We start from the raw sequence: 18064 nt of genomic DNA, 5'->3' as shown, positions 1-18064 counted from the left end.
AGCGGCGCGGCCATGTCCACAACCCTAATCGATAAGCTGACCGCCCTCGTCGACTCCGGCGAAGCGAGCCGCAGCGGACTGGCGCGGGCCGCCGGCCTTCATCCCAACTCCCTTCGCAAGCTCGGCGCTTCCGACTGGAATCCTACGGCCGACACACTTGTGCGGCTGGAGAAGCTGCTCGATGGCGGGGTCCAGGAGGTACTGGTCGGCGCGGAAGCGATCATCGACGAGGCGCGCAACGGGCGCATGTTCATCCTGGTCGACGACGACGACCGGGAGAATGAGGGCGACCTCGTTATCCCGGCGCAGATGGCGACGCCCGACGCGATCAACTTCATGGCGCGCCACGGCCGCGGGCTAATCTGCCTGGCGCTCGGCAAGGAACGGGTCGACCAGCTTGGCCTGGAGCCGATGGCGCGGATCAATCGCACCAGCATGGAAACCGCCTTCACCGTGTCGATCGAAGCGCGCGACGGCGTGACCACAGGAATCAGTGCGGCCGACCGCGCGCGGACCATCGCGGTGGCGATCGACGCCTCGAATGGGCCGGATGCGATTGTTTCCCCCGGCCATGTTTTCCCGCTGGTGGCGCGACCTGGTGGCGTGTTGGTTCGCGCCGGGCACACCGAGGCGGCGGTCGACGTTGCGCGGCTGGCCGGGCTCAATCCAAGTGGAGTAATATGCGAGATCATGCGCGAGGACGGGACGATGGCCCGGCTCGACGACCTGATGGATTTCGCCAAGGTCCATGGCCTGAAAATCGGTACGATCCGTGACCTCATCGCTTACCGTCTGAAGAAGGACCATATGGTCAACCGGGTCGCGGAGACCCGCTTCACCAGCCAAACCGGTGCAAACTGGACCGCGCAGGTGTTCCGCGACAAGGCCAGCGGGGAAGAGCAATTGGCGCTGGTCCATGGCCATATCGATCCGGCCACGCCGACTTTGGTACGAATGCATTCGATCGACCTGTTCGCCGACCTGTTGGGCGAACATACGCAGCGCGCTGGCCTGCTCCACGGGGCGATGGCGATGATCGAGCAGGAGGGGGCGGGCGTGATCGTCGCGCTGCACGCCGCGGCGCCGGGATCGCTGACGATTGCAACCGACCTTCGCTCCGGCAAGACGCCGGAAGGCGGCGGTACGGCGCTGCGCGCCTATGGCATCGGCGCCCAGATTCTGGCTGCGCTGGGAATCCACGACATGATCTTGCTGTCGAACACGCGCCACGCGCCGGTCGGCTTAAGCGCCTATGGGCTGGCCATCATCGAAGAGCGCTGTATCACGGTTCCGGAGAAATAGATTGGCCCATGTCCTGATCGCCGAGGCGCGCTTTTACGCGCACCTCAATGACATGCTGCTGGAGGGGGCGCGGACGGCGATTGAGGTCGCCGGTCACAGCCACGAAACGATCACCGTCCCCGGTGCCCTGGAACTTCCGGGCGCGATCGCCCTGGCGGCGGAAAGCGGCCGGTTCGACGCCTATGTCGCGCTTGGCGCGGTGATCCGCGGCGAGACCTGGCATTTCGAGATTGTTGCCGGCGAAAGCGCGCGCGGACTGATGGCCTTGACGATGGACGGACTGGCAGTCGGCAATGGGATTTTGACGATCGAGAATGAAGCCCAGGCAATTGCGCGTGCCAACCCCAGACATGCCAACAAGGGCGGAGGCGCAGCTGAAGCTGCGCTCGCACTCCTCACCCTCAAGAACAGCTTTAGCTGAGAGCAAGCCACACTTCGTTGCGGCGGAGCGGGCCGGGAATCATCGGCGAATTGTAAAAGGCATATTCGGGTTCGCCGCTGCTCCTCTCGCCCCGCTTGGCGAGCCAGCCGCGGAGGCGATCCTCCTGTTCCCTCAGCAAATTGTCGGTTGCCCGGCCCGAGAAGCTGACCACCGCCACCTTGCGCGGCGGAAGCTCGACCAGCTGGATGCCATCGGGCGGTTCGGGGAGTTCCTCGGCGCTCCGTCCCGCGGGCATGACGAACCGGGTCCGCCAGGCGGCTCCTTCCAGGTCGTCGTCGAATAGCGGAGGGTCGCTTGCCATTGGGTCCCCTCCGTCCTGAACCACAGGGACTGTCATCTCGAGTTTCTCGCCGTCGCGGGACTTTGCGAAGATATAGTCAGCAAGAAGCGAAAAACCCCTGTCGAGCGCATCGCGTCGAGAACCCTCGACCACCGTCTCGGCGACGGTCAGCGGGGGATAGTCGCGAATCTGATGATCACCGTCGGTGACAAGCGGGCGATAGCCGGGCTCCTCCGTCGATTTTTCGCGGAAGTAATAAAGGGCGGCGCCGCCGAGCAGCGCCGCTCCGACGCCCAGGCCGGCAAGCACATCCTTACGCATGTTGGTCCTCCTGCTATCGGCAAGTGGAACCGGTCAGGCGGCCTCCTGTTCCCCAAGCGTTGGATAATCGGCGTAGCCCTCGCGTCCCTGGGTGTAGAAAGTAGCGACATCCCACCGATTGAGCGCGGCGCCCGCGCGCATCCGATCCACCAGGTCGGGATTGGCGATGAATGGCCTGCCAAAGCTGATGGCGTCGGCAATGCCTTGGTCGAGCTTGGCCTGGGCGCTGGTCCCGTCATAGTCGCTATTCAAGACCAGCTTTCCTTTGAAGACCTTGCGGATCGATGGGCTGACCGCGGCATCGTCGGTCGCCCGGAAGGTCGATTGGGGACCAGGTTCTCGCAGCTCCAGCCAAGGCACGCCGAGCCGCTCGAGCTCTGCGGCAGCGGCGGTAAACAGCCCATGATTGTCACTGTCGTTACAGCCTTGCACTTCGCCATTGGGCGAAAGGCGGATTCCGGTGCGGCCGATTCCCGCTTCGGACGAGACCGCGTCGACGACCTCGCGCATGAAGCGCAACCGATTCTCTACCGGCCCGCCATATTCGTCGCCGCGAAGGTTGGTTCCGTCCCGGAGGAATTGATCTACCAGGTAGCCGTTGGCGCCATGGATCTGCACCCCGTCGAAGCCGGCGCGGATCGCATTGCGCGCGGCGTTGGCATAGTCGGAGAGCGTCGACTTGATTTCGTCCCGGGTTAGTGCCCGCGCTTCGACATAAGGCTGCTTGCCCTCATAAGTATGTGCATAGGGTGGCGCCGTGGTTGCCGAAGAACTGACCGGATGGCCGCCGCCGACACTGGGATGGACCACCCGGCCCATGTGCCACAGCTGGGCGACGATCCTTCCGCCCGCCTCATGCACCGCGTTGACCACCGGTTTCCAACCTTCAACCTGGGCCTCGTTCCAAAGGCCCGGTGCGTAGGGCCAGCCAAGGCCGATGCGACTGATCCCGGTCGCTTCGCTGATGATCAGCCCGGCCTCGGCGCGCTGAGCATAATATTCGGCCATGACCGGGGTCGGTACCGCTTCCTTGGTGGCACGGCCTCGGGTCAGCGGAGCCATTAAAATCCGATTGGCAAGCATAAGGAGACCCATCTCGACCGGGTCGAAGAGCGTCGGCATAAGGCGGCTTCCTAATAGCTGAACGGCAGAGATAAGTGGCGATTCGCAACTTGCCAAGAGACCATGGCTGGGCCTTCGTAGCGCTGCTCGTCGGCAATCTCGCGCTGGCGGGCGGGCCGTTCCTCGTTCGTCAAAGCGGGGTCGGGCCGATTGCGGCGGGATTCTGGCGGCTGGCGCTGGCGCTTCCTTTCCTGTGGACGATCGCCTGGATGGTTCGGCAGCCGGTACACCTGCCGCGCAAGGCGCTAACCGTCGCAATCGCCTTCGCGGCCTTCTTCTTCGCGGCCGACCTGGCCGCCTGGCATGCCGGGATCCTGCTGACAAAGCTCGGCAACGCCACCTTATTCGGCAATATCTCCAGCTTCTTCTTCGCGGCCTGGGGCCTGTGGCTGGTCCGCAAATGGCCGTCAGCGCTGCAAGCGCTCGCCTTGACCCTTGCCGCGGCCGGCTGCGGCCTCTTGATGTGGGGCAGCGCCGAATTGTCGGCCGCCAATTTGCGTGGCGACCTGCTCGCGATGCTCGCCGGCCTGCTCTACACCGGATATCTGATCCTGGTTGAGCGGACCCGCGGCGAACTCCAGCCATTGCCCCTGCTGTTCCTTGCCAGCCTGTTCGGCGCGATGGTCCTTCTCCCTTTCGCAATTGCCGCCGGGGAGACGATTGTCCCGGCCGACTGGACCGGCCTGGTCGCACTGGCCCTATGCAGCCAGGTCATCGGCCAGGGCCTTCTGGTCTATGCTCTCGGCCATGTGCCTCCCTTGGTGGTCGGCATCGCCATGCTAACCCAGCCCGCGCTGTCGGCGCTGCTCGGTTGGATCTATTATGGCGAGGCCTTCACCGCGCGTGACTGGACCGGTGCGGCAATGATCGTGATCGCCCTCATCCTCGTACGAATGAAAGGCGTCGCAGTGACCCGCTTGCGCGAGCCGATTGTCGCGCCCAATTAGGCTAAATGCCGACTCCGCTGGAAACGCTGCGACTGAAGCTTGCCCTTGCCGTGGGCCAGAATGCCGCATTTGACGGCTGGAACCATAAGGCGGTGACCAGTGCCGCGGCCGATCTTGGAATCGACCCGGCCCAGGCGCAGATCGCCTTCCCCAAGGATGCGCCGCACATGATCGATGCGTGGATCGAAGGCGTCGATGCGGCAATGGAGGCGCATTTCACGCCCGAGCGGATCGCATCGCTCAAGGTTCGCGAGCGAATCCGGGCGTTGATTTGGTACCGGCTGGAAACAATGGCCCCGGCCCGGGAGGCGGCGCGTTCCGCCCTGTCGATTTTGGCCATGCCGCAGAATATCCCGCTGGCGCTGCGTATTGGATGGCGTTCGGCCGACATCATGTGGCGCCTCGCCGGCGACACGGCGACGGATTATAATCATTATTCGAAGCGGCTGATCCTGTCCGGCGTCTATGGATCCACGCTGCTCGCCTGGCTGGACGACCAGACCGAGGGGTGGACCGAAACCAGTGCCTTCCTCGATCGGCGCCTGGCCGGCGTAATGAAGTTCGAGAAATGGAAGGCGTCGTGGAGCGGCAATGAGCTTCATCGGCCGAGCATTACCCGCTTCCTTGGCCGTCTGCGCTATCCGGCTAAGTAGATTCCCGGGGCTTCCCTTGCACTCCTGTTATTGATAATCGCTTGCAAATGGCCGTTCCGCTTCTCTCGCTTGATCAGCTGAAGCTAGGCGTCCGCGCTCGAATCGCGGCCGTCGACTGGTCGGCGCTCGGGGAAAGCGAGGCTTGCCGGCTGAGGCATTTCGGCTTTGACGAGGGCGTATTGATCGAGCCGCTCCACCTTGGGCCGTTCGGCCGTGACCCGCTGGCCGTGCGAGTCGGCCGGATGACCGTCGCCATCCGTCGCGCCCAGGCCCGCGCGGTACGCGTCACTACCGAGGCACCATGAATCCAGTTCCGCTGGTCGCGGTCGCCGGCAATCCCAATGCCGGCAAGAGCGCGCTGTTCAATGCGCTGACTGGCGCCAGGCAGAAGGTCGGCAATTATCCCGGAGTGACGGTCGAACGCCATGTCGGCCGCACGACCTTGCCCGACGGCGCTCCGGTCGAGCTGGTTGACCTTCCGGGCGCCTATGGCCTTGACCCGACCAGCCCGGACGAGGCGGTGACTCGCGACGTCCTGCTGGGCAAGCAAAAGGGCGAGAGACTGCCCAACGCGCTGCTGATCGTCGTTGATGCATCCAACCTCGACAATCACCTTCGCTTCGCGCTCCAGTTGATCGACCTCGGATTGCCGACGGTCGTAGCGCTCAACATGATCGATCTGGCCAAGCGGGATGGGCTGGAACTCGACGTCGGCAGGCTTGAGGCAGAGCTGGGCGTGCCCGTCGTCGAAACAGTCGCAGTCCGCAAACGTGGGCTTGCCGAAATCATGGCTCAGCTCAACGAAATGCTGATCGCACCGCGCAAGATCCGCGCTGGCGAAGGGCCCAGTCATGACCCGCTCGCGCTCCAGCGGCGTGCACGCGAAATCGCGATGGCCGCGATTATTCGCGAGACGCCGGTACGACGAATCACTCATCGGCTCGATGGTCTTCTGCTTCACCCGATAGCCGGCCCCATCATCCTCGCGGCCGTCCTGTTCCTTATGTTCCAGGCAGTCTTCTCCTGGTCCGTGATCCCCGCCGATGCGCTTGAGGCCGCTACTTTGTCCTTGGGTCAGGCCATCGGCGACGTGTTGCCGCATGGTGTCTTTCGCTCGATGCTGGTCGACGGAGTGTTTGCCGGCGTCGGCGCCGTGATCGTCTTCCTGCCGCAGATATTGATCCTGTTCCTGTTCATCCTCGTCCTTGAATCGTCCGGATACATGGTCCGCGCCGCATTCATCATGGACCGGCTGATGAGCCACGCGGGCCTGTCGGGCCGCGCCTTCATCCCATTGCTGTCGAGCTTCGCCTGCGCCGTCCCGGGGATCATGGCGACGAGGACCATTGACGATCCCAAGGACCGGCTGACGACAATTCTCGTCGCCCCGCTAATGACCTGCTCGGCTCGCCTTCCGGTCTATACCCTCATCATTGGCGCCTTCATCCCTGCTCGATCGCTTGCCCCCGGCATAGGCCTCCAGGGGGTCGTGATGTTCGGCCTTTATCTCTCGGGCATTTTCGGTGCGCTGCTCGCTGCAATTGTCCTCAGCAAAACCGCAGTTAAGGGGGGCGGCGGGGCGTTCATGATGGAACTGCCAAAGTACCAGTTACCGCGGGTGTCAGACGTTGCGATCGGCCTGTGGCAGCGGGCGATGATCTTTCTCAAGCGCGCCGGAACCATCATCCTTTCGACCACCATCATTCTGTGGGCGCTTGCAAGCTTCCCCCAAGCCGGGCCGGGCGAAAAACAGTCTGACGTGTCGATCGCCGGGCACATCGCCGACGGCATTCACACGGTCGTTGCGCCGATCGGATTCAACAAGGATATCAGCATGGCGCTGCTACCCGCCATGGCAGCCAGGGAAGTGGCGGTAGCGGCGATCGGCACCGTCTATTCTCTCGATGCGGGAAATGACCAGGGGCTGCAGACGCTCGAGCAGCGACTCTCCGGCCGCTGGAGCCTGGCAACCGCGCTCGCCTTCCTCGCCTGGTTCGTGTTTGCGCCGCAATGCATCTCGACGATCGCCGTTACCCGCCGCGAAACTAACGGCTGGAAGTGGCCGATATTCATGGTCTCCTACCTGTTTGTGCTCGCCTATATTGCAGCGGGCGCAACTTACTGGACTGCCGTCGCATTCGGGCTTGGCTGACGCTTGTGCCAAGCCGCCGTGCGGCTTAACGCTCTCTTCAAACAAGCATTTAGGAGAGTGGCATGGCGGGCGTGAACAAGGTGATCCTGGTCGGCAATCTGGGTGCCGATCCCGAGGCGCGCTCGCTTAACAATGGTGGCGAGGTCGTAAATATGCGCATCGCCACATCGGAAAGCTGGAAAGACCGCGACGGCCAGCGGCAGGAGCGGACCGAGTGGCACAATGTCGTGATTTTCAACGAGAACCTTGGCCGAGTCGCCAAAAGCTATTTGCGCAAAGGCTCCAAGGTTTACGTCGAAGGCCAGATCCAGACCCGCAAATGGCAGGACCAGTCGGGTAACGATCGCTACACGACCGAGATCGTTCTGCAGCGCTTCCGCGGCGAACTGGTACTGCTCGACAGCCGCGAAGGCGGTTCGGGCGGCAGCTTTGGCGGCGACGATTATGGCAGTTCGAACTTCAGCGGCGGCGGTGCAAAGCCCCAGTCGCGGCCCCAGCCGGCGGCGTTCGACACCGATCTTGACGACGATGTCCCCTTTTAGGCGCCGCTGCCTCCAAGCTTGGCCTTCAGCGCCGCCAAAGCGGCAAATGGGCCGGCTTCTTCTTCGCTGATCACCCCTGCCTCCTTTAGCGCCGCTTCCGCGCTCGGGCTGCGGGGGTAAGGATCGAGCGCGAGTGCAAGCGAATCGGCAATCGCTGTGCCAAGGTCGATCGCGGCGCCATCGTGGAACATCGTATCGAGATCGGCCGCGCCAAGCTCGATCTCCTCGTCGGCAGATCCAACCTTGGGCTCGGGCAGGAAAAGCAGCTCGAACGGTTCGTCGACATGGGCAGGCACCGAATCGCCCGTGGCGACACAGGCTTGTTCAAGCGCGGCCTTTAGCCGGCCGGTGGCCCGAACTTTCTCTCCATCGCGCGAGAGCACTGTGTGCGCCTCCAGCCGATCGAGCGACAGCAGCCCAAGCCGGCTTGCAATCGCGCTACACTCCTCGGCATCGGCGGCCAGATCCAGCCGGTCTCCGTCTCGAATCCGGTCGAGTGAAAGACGATGCGCGAAATCGCTCATCCGATCCGCCCCTCGAGCAGCTCTCGATCTCCGATTCCGCTCAGCCCTTCGTTGAATCGCCTTAGCGCTTCGGTCGAAAAGGTCAGCGCGGCCTCCGCATCGGGCGGGTTGTCGCGATAGATGCTGAAGCGAACGGTATCGTTCCAATCCAATTGGCCCTCGCGGGCCCGGCGCCACTGATCGACTCGCGCGGCGAGCGCACCGACCATGGATCGCACCTGCTTGCCGATCGAAGGATCGCCGAATCCTTCCTCGCGCATCTGAGCATCCATGTCCGCAATGAAGCTTTCGGTGAGTGCAACCGATTGGCGCACCGCATCTTCATCGCCATCTTCAAGCCGCAGAATCGTCAAAGCTGTTAAGCTCGACAGGACCGCGAATCGACCGTCCATCGTGTCGGCAACCGAACCTTCTCGATACCAGGCCGGGCGGCGCGCCTCCGCCACCACTGCGCCATAAAGCGCTCCGGCATCGGCCCCTTTCGGACGCAGCATCGCCATTAATGAGCGCATCGCCATTCTCCTTTCGCCGCGTCTGGCTTGCGCGAGCCGCGCGGGTCCGCATATTGGGCCTCGGCGCGCCAGTGGACAAGCGCGATCCGACGGAGAGAATTTGAATGGCCAAGCGCAGCACAGCAGCGATCATCGCAACCGGACTCGCGCTCAGCGCCTGTTCCGCCGGAACCCGCGATCATCGTGGCTTCGTGATCGACCCGACGCTGGCCGAAGGGATCCAGGTAGGCGTCGACAACAAGGACTCTGTCGCCAAAACGCTCGGCCGGCCGACCTTCACCGGGCAGTTTGATCCCAACGAATGGTATTATGTTTCGCGCGACACGGTCCAGCTTGCGTTCCGCGACCCCAAGGTCACCGACCAGAAGGTTCTCCGGGTCAGGTTCGACCAGGCCGGCAACGTCACTTCGGTAGAAAAGACCGGAAAGGAATTGATCGCCAAGGTCGAGCCGACGGGCGACAAGACCCCGACGCTGGGCCGCAAGCGCAGCTTTTTCGACGAGCTGTTCGGCAACATCGGAACGATTGCTCAGCCCGGGCTGCCCGGCTCCCAGCGCCAATAGCAAGGCGCGGCTTGCCGCCGCGCAGCCTGCCGCCTAAGCCGTCGCGCATGACCGCGACCCCAGCCGGCATGACCTATGCCGAATATCTGAAGCTCGACACTTTGCTGTCAGCCCAGCACCCGATCAGCGACCTGCACGACGAGATGCTGTTCGTCATTATCCATCAGACAAAGGAGCTTTGGCTGAAGCAGATGCTCCACGAGGTCGGATTCGCATGCCGCCTGGTTGCCGAGGATAAGTTTGCCGAGGCCTATAAGGCGCTGTCGCGCGTAAGCCGCATCTGGACGGTAATGACGCTGTCGTGGGACGTATTGGCGACCCTGACGCCAGTGGATTACAGCGCGTTCCGCGACGTGCTTGGGACCTCTTCGGGATTTCAGTCGGCCCAGTTCCGCGAGCTCGAATATCGACTGGGGATCAAAGATCCCAAATTTCTCGGCTTCTACGAAGGTGGAAGCGAAGGTCATGCGCGGCTGGAAAGGGCGCTGGCCGATCCGTCGTTATGGGATGAGGCCAATGCGGCGCTGGTTCGCGCTGGATTCGACATAAAAGGCGAAGGCGCGCTGAAGGCGGCATGGCTCGAAATCTATCGCCGCCCTGACGAATATTTCGGGCTCTACCAGCTCGCGGAAAAACTGGTCGATCTCGACGATTCGCTCGCGGCATGGCGGCACAAGCACATGCTGACCGTCGAACGCATCATCGGCATGAAGACCGGGACCGGGGGTTCGGCCGGTGCGGCCTATTTGGCGACGACATTATCTAAGCGCGCTTTTCCCGAGCTTTGGGCCTTGAGGACTGAGCTTTGAGCTTCAAGCCATTGTTCAGCAAGAGCCTGGGAAGTGCGCCAGGACGGCTGCACTTCGCCTCCCACAGCCATCATTTGTGGCCTGACGCCTCGTTCGAAGGCCAGGTCCAAAGTTGGGAAGATGCGGCAGCTCAGGCCGATCACAAGTGGGACAAGATTATGGGCGAGGTCTGGCCCGAAGCGCAGGCCAATGTGGCCGCGGAGCTGGGCAGCGGTGATCCATCTGCAATAGTTTTTGCTTCCAACACTCACGACTTCCTGATCCGCCTCGCGGCAGCGTGCCCACGCCGTACCGGGAGCCCGTTGCGTGTATTAATGAGCGACGGCGAATTCCATTCGGCCCGGCGGCAAATGGCGCGCTGGGCGGAAGGTGGCGATATCCGGCTGACGAAAGTGGCCGCCGATCCGTTCGGTGATTTTTCCGCCCGCTTCCTGGACGCCGCACAGGTCGAAGAGTTCGACCTGATCCTGGTGAGCCAGGTGCTTTTCAACAGCGGCCGCATTTTTGGCGATGTCGAGGACTTGGCCACGCTAGCTCGACCCGAGGGGCCGTGGGTCGTCATCGATGCTTATCATGCCTTTATGGCGATCGAGGCTCCGATCACTCAGACGATTGCCGGATCGGCCTTCGTTCTCGGCGGCGGGTATAAATATGCAATGGCGGGCGAAGGCATGGGTTTCATGCATTGCCCGCCGGGCTTCGGCGAGCGGCCGCCGATTACCGGCTGGTATGCGGAATTCGGCGAGCTGACGGCTCCTCCTGGAAGCAGTGTCGGCTATACCCGGGATGCGATGCGCTTCATGGGTGCGACATTCGATCCGTCGGCATTGTACCGGTTCAACGCGATCCAACGGATGCTGAAGGAAAATGATCTTACCACCGCCAGAATCGCGGCTCGGGTTGCCAATCTCCAGTCCCGTTTGCTCGACCGGATAGCAGGAAGCGCCTTTGGCGAATGCGATTTGCTCAATCCGTTGGACGGAGGACCGCATGCACGCTTTCTCGCATTTCGCAGCCCCGATGCGCAGCGTTGGTGCAGCGAATTGGATGCTCAACACATCGTGACCGACGTTCGCGGCGATGTGCTTCGAATCGGTTTCGGCTTTTACCAGGACGAGAAAGATGTCGACGCGCTGGCCGTGGCGGTGCGCCAACTAAGCTAAGGCTCCAGTCCTTTGCGGAGCAGCGCATTGGCGTGAGCGGCAACCTGGTCGGGATCCTCGGCGGCCCACACGCCGAATCGCAGACCGAGGAAAACATTTATTCCCATGATCGCCCAGGCGCGCACCTCATTGGCCAGTTCACCATCGTCCCGGATTTCTCCCTTGGCCGTTGCATCCGCCAGCCGCGAGGCGATTCGCGAGGCAGCAGTTTCATAGTGGGTCCGAAATCCTGACGGGTCGACGAACTCCGCTTCGTCGATGATCCGGTAAACCTCCTTATTATCGACAACGAAGCGCAGGTAAGCGGCCAGCCCCCGCCGCTCTCGGTCAATGCCGTCAGTCGACCCTTCGAGGAGGGGATAGACATAGTCGCGCACCTGCCTGGACATGTCCTGGACCAGCGCCGCGAACACCGCCTCCTTGCTGTCGAAATAAGTGTAGAAAGTTCCCAGCGCGACCTTTGCCCGACTGGTGATTCCAACGATTGAGCTTTCGTGAAAACCCCGTTGCCCGAACTCGGCCAGTGCCGCATCGAGAATCTTGCGAAGGGTCTTCTCCCCGCGAGCGGTGCGCGGGGCCTTACCCCTGCTTGCCTGTGAGGATGGTTGATCCACGGTTACGATCGCTACCGCCCCATGCCCTGCCTTGTCCACAACCGCTCCCATAGCGTCACTTTATTCTCCAAGTTGAAACTCGGTTCAACTTTCATTATGGTTTCAATCAAGGCTTAAAGACCGGGATGCCCGGCGGGCCACTGATTGGGGAGGAAATCGATGTCATTCCGGACTGTTATAACTGCACGTGCGTTGCTTTTGACTTCCGTGGCTGCCTTAACCGCTTTGCCGCACGCGGCATTGGCTCAAGTCCAGGAACAGGCCGCAGCCGACGACGCTGCCCAGGCCGACCAGCCTATCGCAGGTGAAGCTCCGGAAGAATCGGGCGATATCGTGGTCACTGCACGACGGCGCCTGGAAACACTCCAGGACGTGCCGATCGCGGTCACTGCCTATTCCGGTGCCCAGCTTGAACGAGAGGGCGCCATCGACATCACTGATGTTGGCGACACCACCCCCAACGTCACGCTCGAAGTTTCACGCGGCACCAATTCGACGCTGACCGCCTTCATCCGCGGTATCGGCCAGCAAGACCCGGTCGCCGGTTTCGAGCAGGGCGTCGGCATTTATCTCGATGACGTTTATCTCAACCGCCCCCAGGGCACTGTGCTCGACATTTACGACGTCGAGCGAATCGAAATTCTGCGCGGACCGCAAGGGACGCTTTACGGCCGCAACACGATCGGCGGTGCGGTAAAATATGTTACCCGCCGCCTTTCCGACCAGCCCGAGCTAAACCTTCGCGGAACAGTCGGGAACTATGGCCAGCTGGATGCGACGGCCAGCCTGTCCTATCCCATCGCCGATATATTCAGGGTGGGCGTGGCAGGTGCGCGGCTGACTCGCGACGGCTTTGGCGTCAACTTCACGACCGGCAAGGAAAATTACAACAAGGACGTGCTCGCGGGCCGCATCTCCGCCGAGATCGGCCGGGACGATAGCGCAATGCTACGTCTCAGCGGCGATTACACAAAGGACAAGAGCGACGCTCGCGGCGGCCACCGGCTGATCACCAGCCTGCTCACCGGCGCGCCGGTGCTCGACAATGTATACGACACGCGCGGCGGACTGGATGACCTTAACCAAGAAGTGACCAATAAAGGCGTCGCCGCCCATGGCCAACTTGAGGTTGCCGATGGGTTCACGCTGAAGTCGATCACCGCTTTCCGGAAGGACAAAAGCACAACGCCGATAGATTTCGACGCACTGCCGTCGGTCGACGTCGATGTGCCCGGTATCTACAAGAACAAGCAGTTCAGCCAGGAAGTGCAGCTTGAGGTCGAGCGCGGCGCGCTGTCGGGCGTGGTTGGCGCCTATTATCTCGACGCCGACGCGCAAACGATTTTTGATGTGCGCCTGTTCACCACCTTCAATGGGTTCACTGCCTTCACCGACAGCGACGTCAACACCAAGACATGGGCGATCTTCGGCGACTTTACCTACGACATCACCGATCAGATCTCGATCTCGCTTGGAGGCCGATACACCAGCGACAAACGCCACGCGACGGTGCTCCGCCAATCCTATCTCGGCGGTGGCTCCACAGTGTTCGGCGGTGCGGGGATTCCGTTCGGCCTGCCGACATCCAATTTCGACGGAAGGCGCAAAGACACGGATTTCACGCCCCGCGCATCGGTCAGTTACAAGCCGAACGAGAATCATCATTTCTACGCCAGCTATTCGCAGGGCTTCAAAGGCGGCGGCTTCGACCCGCGTGGGCAGTCGACCCAGGCGCCCGACCTTGATGGCGATGGTGTCGATGCCGACGACATCTACGAATATATGGCCTTCGAGCCCGAGCAGGTGACCAGCTATGAACTGGGCTGGAAGGGCAGCTTCTTTGACAAGCGAGTGTACACAAGCGTCGCCCTGTTCCATGCCAAATATAAGGACATGCAAATCCCGGCGTCGGTAGGCTGCATCGTAAGCGGGTTTCCCAATTTCTGCGGCCTGACCAGCAACGCCGGCAAAGCGCGAATTCAAGGCGTCGAATTTGAAGGCAGCGCGCGGCTATTCGGCGACCCGGGCGCGTCACGCCTCAATTTCTCCTGGTCGCTGGGCTATCTCAACGCCGACTTCAAGGAGTTCATGACCTTCGTCAATGTCGACGAGGACAACAATCCGGTCCCGCTGCAGGAAGTGGACGTCGCCGACTTCCGCAAGATTCAAAATACGCCGGCATGGACCGCCAGCGGCACGCTCAACTACACGGCGCCGCTCGCCGACGGCACACTGAACCTCAATTCGACGCTGAGCTATCGCAGCAAGAGCCAACAGTTCGAAATCCGCACGCCCGGAATCGACCAGAAGGGCTTTGCGCTGCTCGATGCCAGCATTGTCTATGAGCTTCCCGGGGACCATTGGACGATGGCTCTGCACGGCAAGAACCTGACCAACACCCGGTACAAGACGTCAGGCTACAACTTCATGTTCCAGAATCCCTACACCGGAGAGTTCATCGGCAACGGCATCGCTCCGGGATTCCCATTGGGCCAGCCCGGTCTTGACCCGGCGCTCGGCCGCGAAGGCATTTTGACAGCCTTCTATGGCAACCCTCGGCAAATCATCTTCACCGTCGGCTACAAGCTTTGAGCGGGGATGCCCGGGGTGCTGGTTCTGACCAGCGCCCCGGGCAACTTGGAGCCACATCCATGCCTACCGATTACATCGAACGACGCTGGGCGTCCCGCGACGGGCTGAGCCTGTTCGCTCGCGAATATCCTGCAGCTAGTGGAGAATCGCTGCTGCCTGTTATCTGCCTCCATGGATTGACTCGAAATTCGAAGGATTTCGAGGACATAGCACCCATCATAGCCGGATTGGGTCGAAGGTTGATCGCTGCTGACGTTCGTGGTCGCGGCCAGTCGGACCGTGACCCCAAACCAAGCAACTACCAGCCCAAAATCTACGCGCGTGATGTCGTCGACATGATGTCGGCCCTGGGCATTCCCAAAGCGGTCTTCATCGGTACGTCAATGGGCGGGATTATCACCATGATGCTGATGGGCATCCGGCCAAAGGCGGTTGCTGCGGCGATCCTGAACGACGTGGGTCCGAAAATTGCACCGGAAGGTGTCGCCCGGATCCTGGGCTACGCCGGCCAGAGCGTCGACATCCGCGACTGGGATCAAGCGGTCAATTACATCCGGCAGACCAATGCCGTGATCTTCCCCCACTATGGCGATGACGACTGGCGTCGCTTTACCGAGCGAACCTTCCGGCAAGGGATTTCGGGACCCGAACTCGATTATGATCCGGCCATCAAAGGGCCGATCAGCAAGCCGCCGTCCAGACTGGCGCTGTGGCTCACAGGCCTACTGTTCCGGCGGCTGGCACGAAGTCGTCCGACCTTGCTGATCCGCGGTGGAATGTCCGATCTCATATCGCCCGAAATCGCTCAGTCGATGCAAAGCATCGCGCCCAGGATGCAACGTGTGGATGTCCCCGGGGTCGGCCATGCGCCGATGCTCAATGAGCCGGAAGCGGTTGACGCCATCCGCAAGTTCCTGCGAACGGTTCCCTAACGGATCGAAATCGACCGCACTGCCAACGCTGAGAGGGTGAAGCATATGGATCAGCAGAAGCAGCCAAGTCGTTCGGTCCAGGCTCGCATTCTCGCACTCCTGCTGCTCGCTTACATTTTCAACTTCCTCGACCGGCAGATCCTTGGCATCCTTGCCGGGCCGATCATGAGCGATCTCAAGCTCAACGACGCCCAGTTTGGAGCTATCGGCGGATTGGCCTTTGCGCTGCTTTACTCAGTGTTGGGAGTTCCGCTGGCGATGCTTGCGGATCGCACCAGCCGAAGCCGGGTCATTGCCGGAGCGCTGGCAGTCTGGAGCGCCTTTACTGCACTGTGCGGGACAGCGGCCAGCTTCGGGCAACTGTTCCTATTTCGGCTCGGTGTCGGGATCGGCGAAGCAGGCGGCGTCGCACCGGCATATGCACTGATCGCGGACTATTTCCCGCCCGCGCGGCGTGCCCGGGCCCTGGCGATATTCTCCCTCGGCATTCCGTTGGGGCTCGCTGGAGGCACGTTGATCGGCGCGTATCTGGCGGCGTGGATCGACTGGCGGGCCGCTTTCCTTACGATGGGTGTTGCCGGCCTCGTGCTGGCCCCGATCATGCTGCTATTCGTGCGCGACCTTCCGCGCGCAAAGCCAGCGCCGGACGAGCAGGTTCCCCTGTCGCGCGCCTTCCCGATCATCGCCCGCAAGCCGACTTTCTGGCTGATGGCGGCTGCCGCCTCGTGCAGTTCGCTCGCCGGTTACGGCCTTGCCCTATGGACGCCGTCGGTGCTGGAGCGGAGCTTCGGCTTTGGGCTGATAGAGCGCGGCCAGTTCCTGGCATCCATCTTCCTCATTGGCGGGACCGCCGGCGTATTCGCCGGAGGCTGGCTTGCCGACCGCCTAGGCCAGGCGGATCGCCGCTGGTACGCGCGCCTTCCGGCGATTGCCTGGTTGATCACCGCCCCGACCTTCGCGGTCGGTTTATTGGTCCCTGATCCCTGGGTGGCCTGGCCATTGCTGCTTATTCCCAATGCGCTCAACATCCTTTGGCTAGGACCAGTGACGACGGCGGTACAGCATTTGGTTTCGCGGCCCATGCGTTCGACGGCATCGGCCAGCTTCCTTCTGATCAACAATCTGATCGGGCTTGGGATTGGGCCCACGCTGATCGGTGGCCTATCGGTATTGTTCAAGGATCGTTTCGGGACCGAGGCACTGCGCTATGCCGCGGTCAGCGTCGTCGGCTTCTATTTGGTGGCGGCGTTGCTCATGCTGCTTGCAATCAAGCGCCTCCGGCAAGACTGGGTCGAGGAGGACTCCGCTTGAAAGCTTCCGCGAAGCTGAACGCCAGGTAAACGGGGGAACGGGTGCCTTTGTTGGCCGTTCAGGGGTCCGAAGGAGATATTCGATGTTGAAATGGATGCTAGCCGCCGGCGCGGCAGCGCTGGCCATTACTTCACCGGCCCAGGCCGACCCGAAGGGCGGCAGGGGAGGCGGCAATCAGAACCATGCCGGCCATGTCGCCAAGGCTCAAAGCAGCAGCGGGGGCGGTCAGCGAGTCGATCGCGGCAATGATCGCGGCGGAAACCATCAAGCCCATAGTTCGCAACGCGCCGAACGCACTCAGTTCGCCCAGCGTGACGAAAGGCAACATGGCGGCGGCCACGGCAAGGTCCAGACCGCCGATCGCGGCAGTCACGCTAAGAATGCGAGGCTTGAGGGCCATGGTGGCAACCGCGGCAAGAATGCCGTGAGACAGGAAGACCACGGCGGCGATCGCGTGCGGACCGGGCGCGTCGACAACAATGTAAGGGTCAACGGCCATAAGGGTCGCGACAACGACATCCGTGTCGCGCATGTCGACCGCGACGTTCACGTTATGCGCGTCGACCGCGATTTCGACGGAGTTCGCTTCGTTCCGCGCTGGAACGACCATGGCCTCTCCCGCGGCTTCATCGACGGCTGCCCCCCGGGCTTGGCCAAGAAGGGCAATGGTTGCCTTCCCCCGGGCCAGGCAAGGAAGTATGTCGGAACGCCGCTGAATGCGGCACTTCGCGCCAACACGCTCGGCTGGCCGTACCGCGAATGGTATCGCGACGACGATCGCTACCTGTATCGTTGGGACAATGACTATATTTATCGCGTCAACCGCGGCGACGGCCTGATCGCTGGGCTGTTCCCTTATGCCAACCGGGATTATTATTACTACCCGATGGGGGTGCAGTATCCGGCCGACTATAATTACTACAACGTCCCCTACCAGTATCAGACCTACTATCCGGACAATGGCGACTATTGGTACCGCTATGGTGACGGAGCGATCTACCAGGTCAACCCGGGAACCGGGCTGATTCAAGGTATTGCGGCGTTGCTCACCGGAGTTCCGCTGGGTGTCGGTCAACCATTGCCGCCGTCTTACGGCGTCTACAATGTACCCTTCGCCTATCGCGACCAATATTACGATACGCCGAATGACTGGTACCGTTACAACGACGGCTACATCTACAGGGTCGACCCGGCGACGCAGCTGATCACCGCCATCGTCAGCGCGATCGTTTAACGTGTAAGCGCCGCGCGACGAGCTTCGTCGCGCGGCGCAGCTTCGACTA

Annotated in this window: 19 protein-coding genes; 14 read left to right on the top strand and 5 right to left on the bottom strand. The window is 62.0% G+C overall.

Features of this window, described 5'->3' with window-relative positions; all coding sequences use genetic code 11:
* Nucleotides 1-12 precede the first annotated feature (12 nt).
* Nucleotides 13-1302: a 3,4-dihydroxy-2-butanone-4-phosphate synthase gene (ribB, locus tag LVY65_RS08095; RefSeq protein WP_235067527.1), complete on the top strand. Its 1290-nt coding sequence runs from the start codon at nt 13-15 to the stop codon at nt 1300-1302.
* 1 nt (nt 1303) lies between these two features.
* Entirely contained in the window at nt 1304-1723 is a 420-nt protein-coding gene (gene ribH, locus LVY65_RS08090; protein ID WP_235067526.1) for a 6,7-dimethyl-8-ribityllumazine synthase, read from the top strand.
* Here ribH and LVY65_RS08085 read toward each other — a convergent pair.
* Both LVY65_RS08085 and LVY65_RS08080 read right to left on the bottom strand, forming a co-directional pair.
* The gene (locus tag LVY65_RS08085; protein WP_235067524.1) at nt 1716-2345 is read right to left on the bottom strand and encodes an SOUL family heme-binding protein; all 630 of its coding nucleotides are present in this window, start codon (nt 2343-2345) and stop codon (nt 1716-1718) included. The genes ribH and LVY65_RS08085 overlap by 8 nt on opposite strands.
* Nucleotides 2346-2378: 33 nt before the next feature.
* On the bottom strand, nt 2379-3467 hold the full coding sequence (locus LVY65_RS08080; RefSeq protein WP_235067523.1) for an alkene reductase: 1089 nt from the start codon (nt 3465-3467) through the stop codon (nt 2379-2381).
* A gap of 35 nt (nt 3468-3502) precedes the next feature.
* Between LVY65_RS08080 and LVY65_RS08075 the strand changes: the two genes are divergently transcribed.
* From LVY65_RS08075 to ssb, 5 genes are all read left to right on the top strand, one after another.
* Nucleotides 3503-4414, top strand: a complete 912-nt coding sequence (locus tag LVY65_RS08075) for a DMT family transporter (protein ID WP_235067522.1) — start codon at nt 3503-3505, stop codon at nt 4412-4414.
* Between the two features lie 5 nt (nt 4415-4419).
* Nucleotides 4420-5067, top strand: a complete 648-nt coding sequence (locus tag LVY65_RS08070; RefSeq protein ID WP_235067521.1) for a COQ9 family protein — start codon at nt 4420-4422, stop codon at nt 5065-5067.
* 47 nt (nt 5068-5114) lie between these two features.
* Nucleotides 5115-5372 (top strand): FeoA family protein, encoded by a 258-nt coding sequence (locus tag LVY65_RS08065; RefSeq protein ID WP_235067520.1) that lies wholly within the window; start codon nt 5115-5117, stop codon nt 5370-5372.
* On the top strand, nt 5369-7219 hold the full coding sequence (feoB, locus tag LVY65_RS08060) for a ferrous iron transporter B (protein WP_235067519.1): 1851 nt from the start codon (nt 5369-5371) through the stop codon (nt 7217-7219). Before LVY65_RS08065 ends, feoB begins: the two co-directional genes overlap by 4 nt.
* A gap of 62 nt (nt 7220-7281) precedes the next feature.
* A complete protein-coding gene (gene ssb / locus LVY65_RS08055; RefSeq protein WP_235067518.1) occupies nt 7282-7761 on the top strand; it encodes a single-stranded DNA-binding protein in 480 nt (159 codons plus the stop codon).
* On the opposite strand, the gene LVY65_RS08050 is transcribed toward ssb, so the two are convergent.
* Both LVY65_RS08050 and LVY65_RS08045 read right to left on the bottom strand, forming a co-directional pair.
* Nucleotides 7758-8285 carry a YceD family protein gene (locus tag LVY65_RS08050; protein WP_235067517.1) on the bottom strand — a complete coding sequence of 176 codons (528 nt, stop codon included), beginning with the start codon at nt 8283-8285 and terminating at the stop codon, nt 7758-7760. The genes ssb and LVY65_RS08050 overlap by 4 nt on opposite strands.
* On the bottom strand, nt 8282-8797 hold the full coding sequence (locus LVY65_RS08045) for a ubiquinol-cytochrome C chaperone family protein (RefSeq protein WP_235067516.1): 516 nt from the start codon (nt 8795-8797) through the stop codon (nt 8282-8284). Before LVY65_RS08045 ends, LVY65_RS08050 begins: the two co-directional genes overlap by 4 nt.
* Nucleotides 8798-8901: 104 nt before the next feature.
* Between LVY65_RS08045 and LVY65_RS08040 the strand changes: the two genes are divergently transcribed.
* Genes LVY65_RS08040 through LVY65_RS08030 form a run of 3 tightly spaced genes read left to right on the top strand, consistent with a single transcriptional unit; the run spans nt 8902 to nt 11332 of the window.
* A complete protein-coding gene (locus LVY65_RS08040) occupies nt 8902-9360 on the top strand; it encodes an outer membrane protein assembly factor BamE (RefSeq protein ID WP_235067515.1) in 459 nt (152 codons plus the stop codon).
* Nucleotides 9361-9407: 47 nt separating this feature from the next.
* Nucleotides 9408-10169, top strand: a complete 762-nt coding sequence (locus tag LVY65_RS08035) for a tryptophan 2,3-dioxygenase (protein WP_235067514.1) — start codon at nt 9408-9410, stop codon at nt 10167-10169.
* A complete protein-coding gene (locus LVY65_RS08030) occupies nt 10166-11332 on the top strand; it encodes an aminotransferase class V-fold PLP-dependent enzyme (protein ID WP_235067513.1) in 1167 nt (388 codons plus the stop codon). Before LVY65_RS08035 ends, LVY65_RS08030 begins: the two co-directional genes overlap by 4 nt.
* Here LVY65_RS08030 and LVY65_RS08025 read toward each other — a convergent pair.
* A complete protein-coding gene (locus tag LVY65_RS08025; RefSeq protein WP_235067512.1) occupies nt 11329-11997 on the bottom strand; it encodes a TetR/AcrR family transcriptional regulator in 669 nt (222 codons plus the stop codon). The two genes, LVY65_RS08030 and LVY65_RS08025, sit on opposite strands and share 4 nt — an antisense overlap.
* Before the next feature lie 108 nt (nt 11998-12105).
* Between LVY65_RS08025 and LVY65_RS08020 the strand changes: the two genes are divergently transcribed.
* From LVY65_RS08020 to LVY65_RS08005, 4 genes are all read left to right on the top strand, one after another.
* A complete protein-coding gene (locus tag LVY65_RS08020; RefSeq protein WP_235067511.1) occupies nt 12106-14538 on the top strand; it encodes a TonB-dependent receptor in 2433 nt (810 codons plus the stop codon).
* A gap of 59 nt (nt 14539-14597) precedes the next feature.
* Nucleotides 14598-15470, top strand: a complete 873-nt coding sequence (locus LVY65_RS08015; protein ID WP_235067510.1) for an alpha/beta fold hydrolase — start codon at nt 14598-14600, stop codon at nt 15468-15470.
* Between the two features lie 45 nt (nt 15471-15515).
* Nucleotides 15516-16781: a spinster family MFS transporter gene (locus LVY65_RS08010; RefSeq protein WP_235067509.1), complete on the top strand. Its 1266-nt coding sequence runs from the start codon at nt 15516-15518 to the stop codon at nt 16779-16781.
* An 82-nt stretch (nt 16782-16863) separates the two neighbouring features.
* Complete coding sequence (locus LVY65_RS08005) at nt 16864-18015, top strand: hypothetical protein (RefSeq protein WP_235067508.1); 1152 nt, start codon at nt 16864-16866, stop codon at nt 18013-18015.
* The last annotated feature ends 49 nt before the right edge of the window (nt 18016-18064 follow it).

The sequence above is a fragment of the Sphingomonas cremea genome, assembly GCF_021502585.1.
GTDB classification, from domain to species: domain Bacteria; phylum Pseudomonadota; class Alphaproteobacteria; order Sphingomonadales; family Sphingomonadaceae; genus Sphingomicrobium; species Sphingomicrobium cremea.
Note: the sequence above shows the minus strand (reverse complement) of the source record. Positions and strands in the feature narration are given on the sequence as shown.

Excerpts from the sequence above, each read along its gene's own strand:
- ribB (WP_235067527.1), top strand. The coding sequence starts at position 13 with ATGTCCACAACCCTAATCGATAAGCTGACCGCCCTCGTCGACTCCGGC.
- LVY65_RS08085 (WP_235067524.1), bottom strand. The coding sequence starts at position 2,345 with ATGCGTAAGGATGTGCTTGCCGGCCTGGGCGTCGGAGCGGCGCTGCTC.
- LVY65_RS08080 (WP_235067523.1), bottom strand. The coding sequence starts at position 3,467 with ATGCCGACGCTCTTCGACCCGGTCGAGATGGGTCTCCTTATGCTTGCC.
- LVY65_RS08070 (WP_235067521.1), top strand. The coding sequence starts at position 4,420 with ATGCCGACTCCGCTGGAAACGCTGCGACTGAAGCTTGCCCTTGCCGTG.
- LVY65_RS08065 (WP_235067520.1), top strand. The coding sequence starts at position 5,115 with ATGGCCGTTCCGCTTCTCTCGCTTGATCAGCTGAAGCTAGGCGTCCGC.
- feoB (WP_235067519.1), top strand. The coding sequence starts at position 5,369 with ATGAATCCAGTTCCGCTGGTCGCGGTCGCCGGCAATCCCAATGCCGGC.
- ssb (WP_235067518.1), top strand. The coding sequence starts at position 7,282 with ATGGCGGGCGTGAACAAGGTGATCCTGGTCGGCAATCTGGGTGCCGAT.
- LVY65_RS08050 (WP_235067517.1), bottom strand. The coding sequence starts at position 8,285 with ATGAGCGATTTCGCGCATCGTCTTTCACTCGACCGGATTCGAGACGGA.
- LVY65_RS08045 (WP_235067516.1), bottom strand. The coding sequence starts at position 8,797 with ATGCGCTCATTAATGGCGATGCTGCGTCCGAAAGGGGCCGATGCCGGA.
- LVY65_RS08040 (WP_235067515.1), top strand. The coding sequence starts at position 8,902 with ATGGCCAAGCGCAGCACAGCAGCGATCATCGCAACCGGACTCGCGCTC.
- LVY65_RS08035 (WP_235067514.1), top strand. The coding sequence starts at position 9,408 with ATGACCGCGACCCCAGCCGGCATGACCTATGCCGAATATCTGAAGCTC.
- LVY65_RS08025 (WP_235067512.1), bottom strand. The coding sequence starts at position 11,997 with ATGGGAGCGGTTGTGGACAAGGCAGGGCATGGGGCGGTAGCGATCGTA.
- LVY65_RS08020 (WP_235067511.1), top strand. The coding sequence starts at position 12,106 with ATGTCATTCCGGACTGTTATAACTGCACGTGCGTTGCTTTTGACTTCC.
- LVY65_RS08015 (WP_235067510.1), top strand. The coding sequence starts at position 14,598 with ATGCCTACCGATTACATCGAACGACGCTGGGCGTCCCGCGACGGGCTG.
- LVY65_RS08010 (WP_235067509.1), top strand. The coding sequence starts at position 15,516 with ATGGATCAGCAGAAGCAGCCAAGTCGTTCGGTCCAGGCTCGCATTCTC.
- LVY65_RS08005 (WP_235067508.1), top strand. The coding sequence starts at position 16,864 with ATGTTGAAATGGATGCTAGCCGCCGGCGCGGCAGCGCTGGCCATTACT.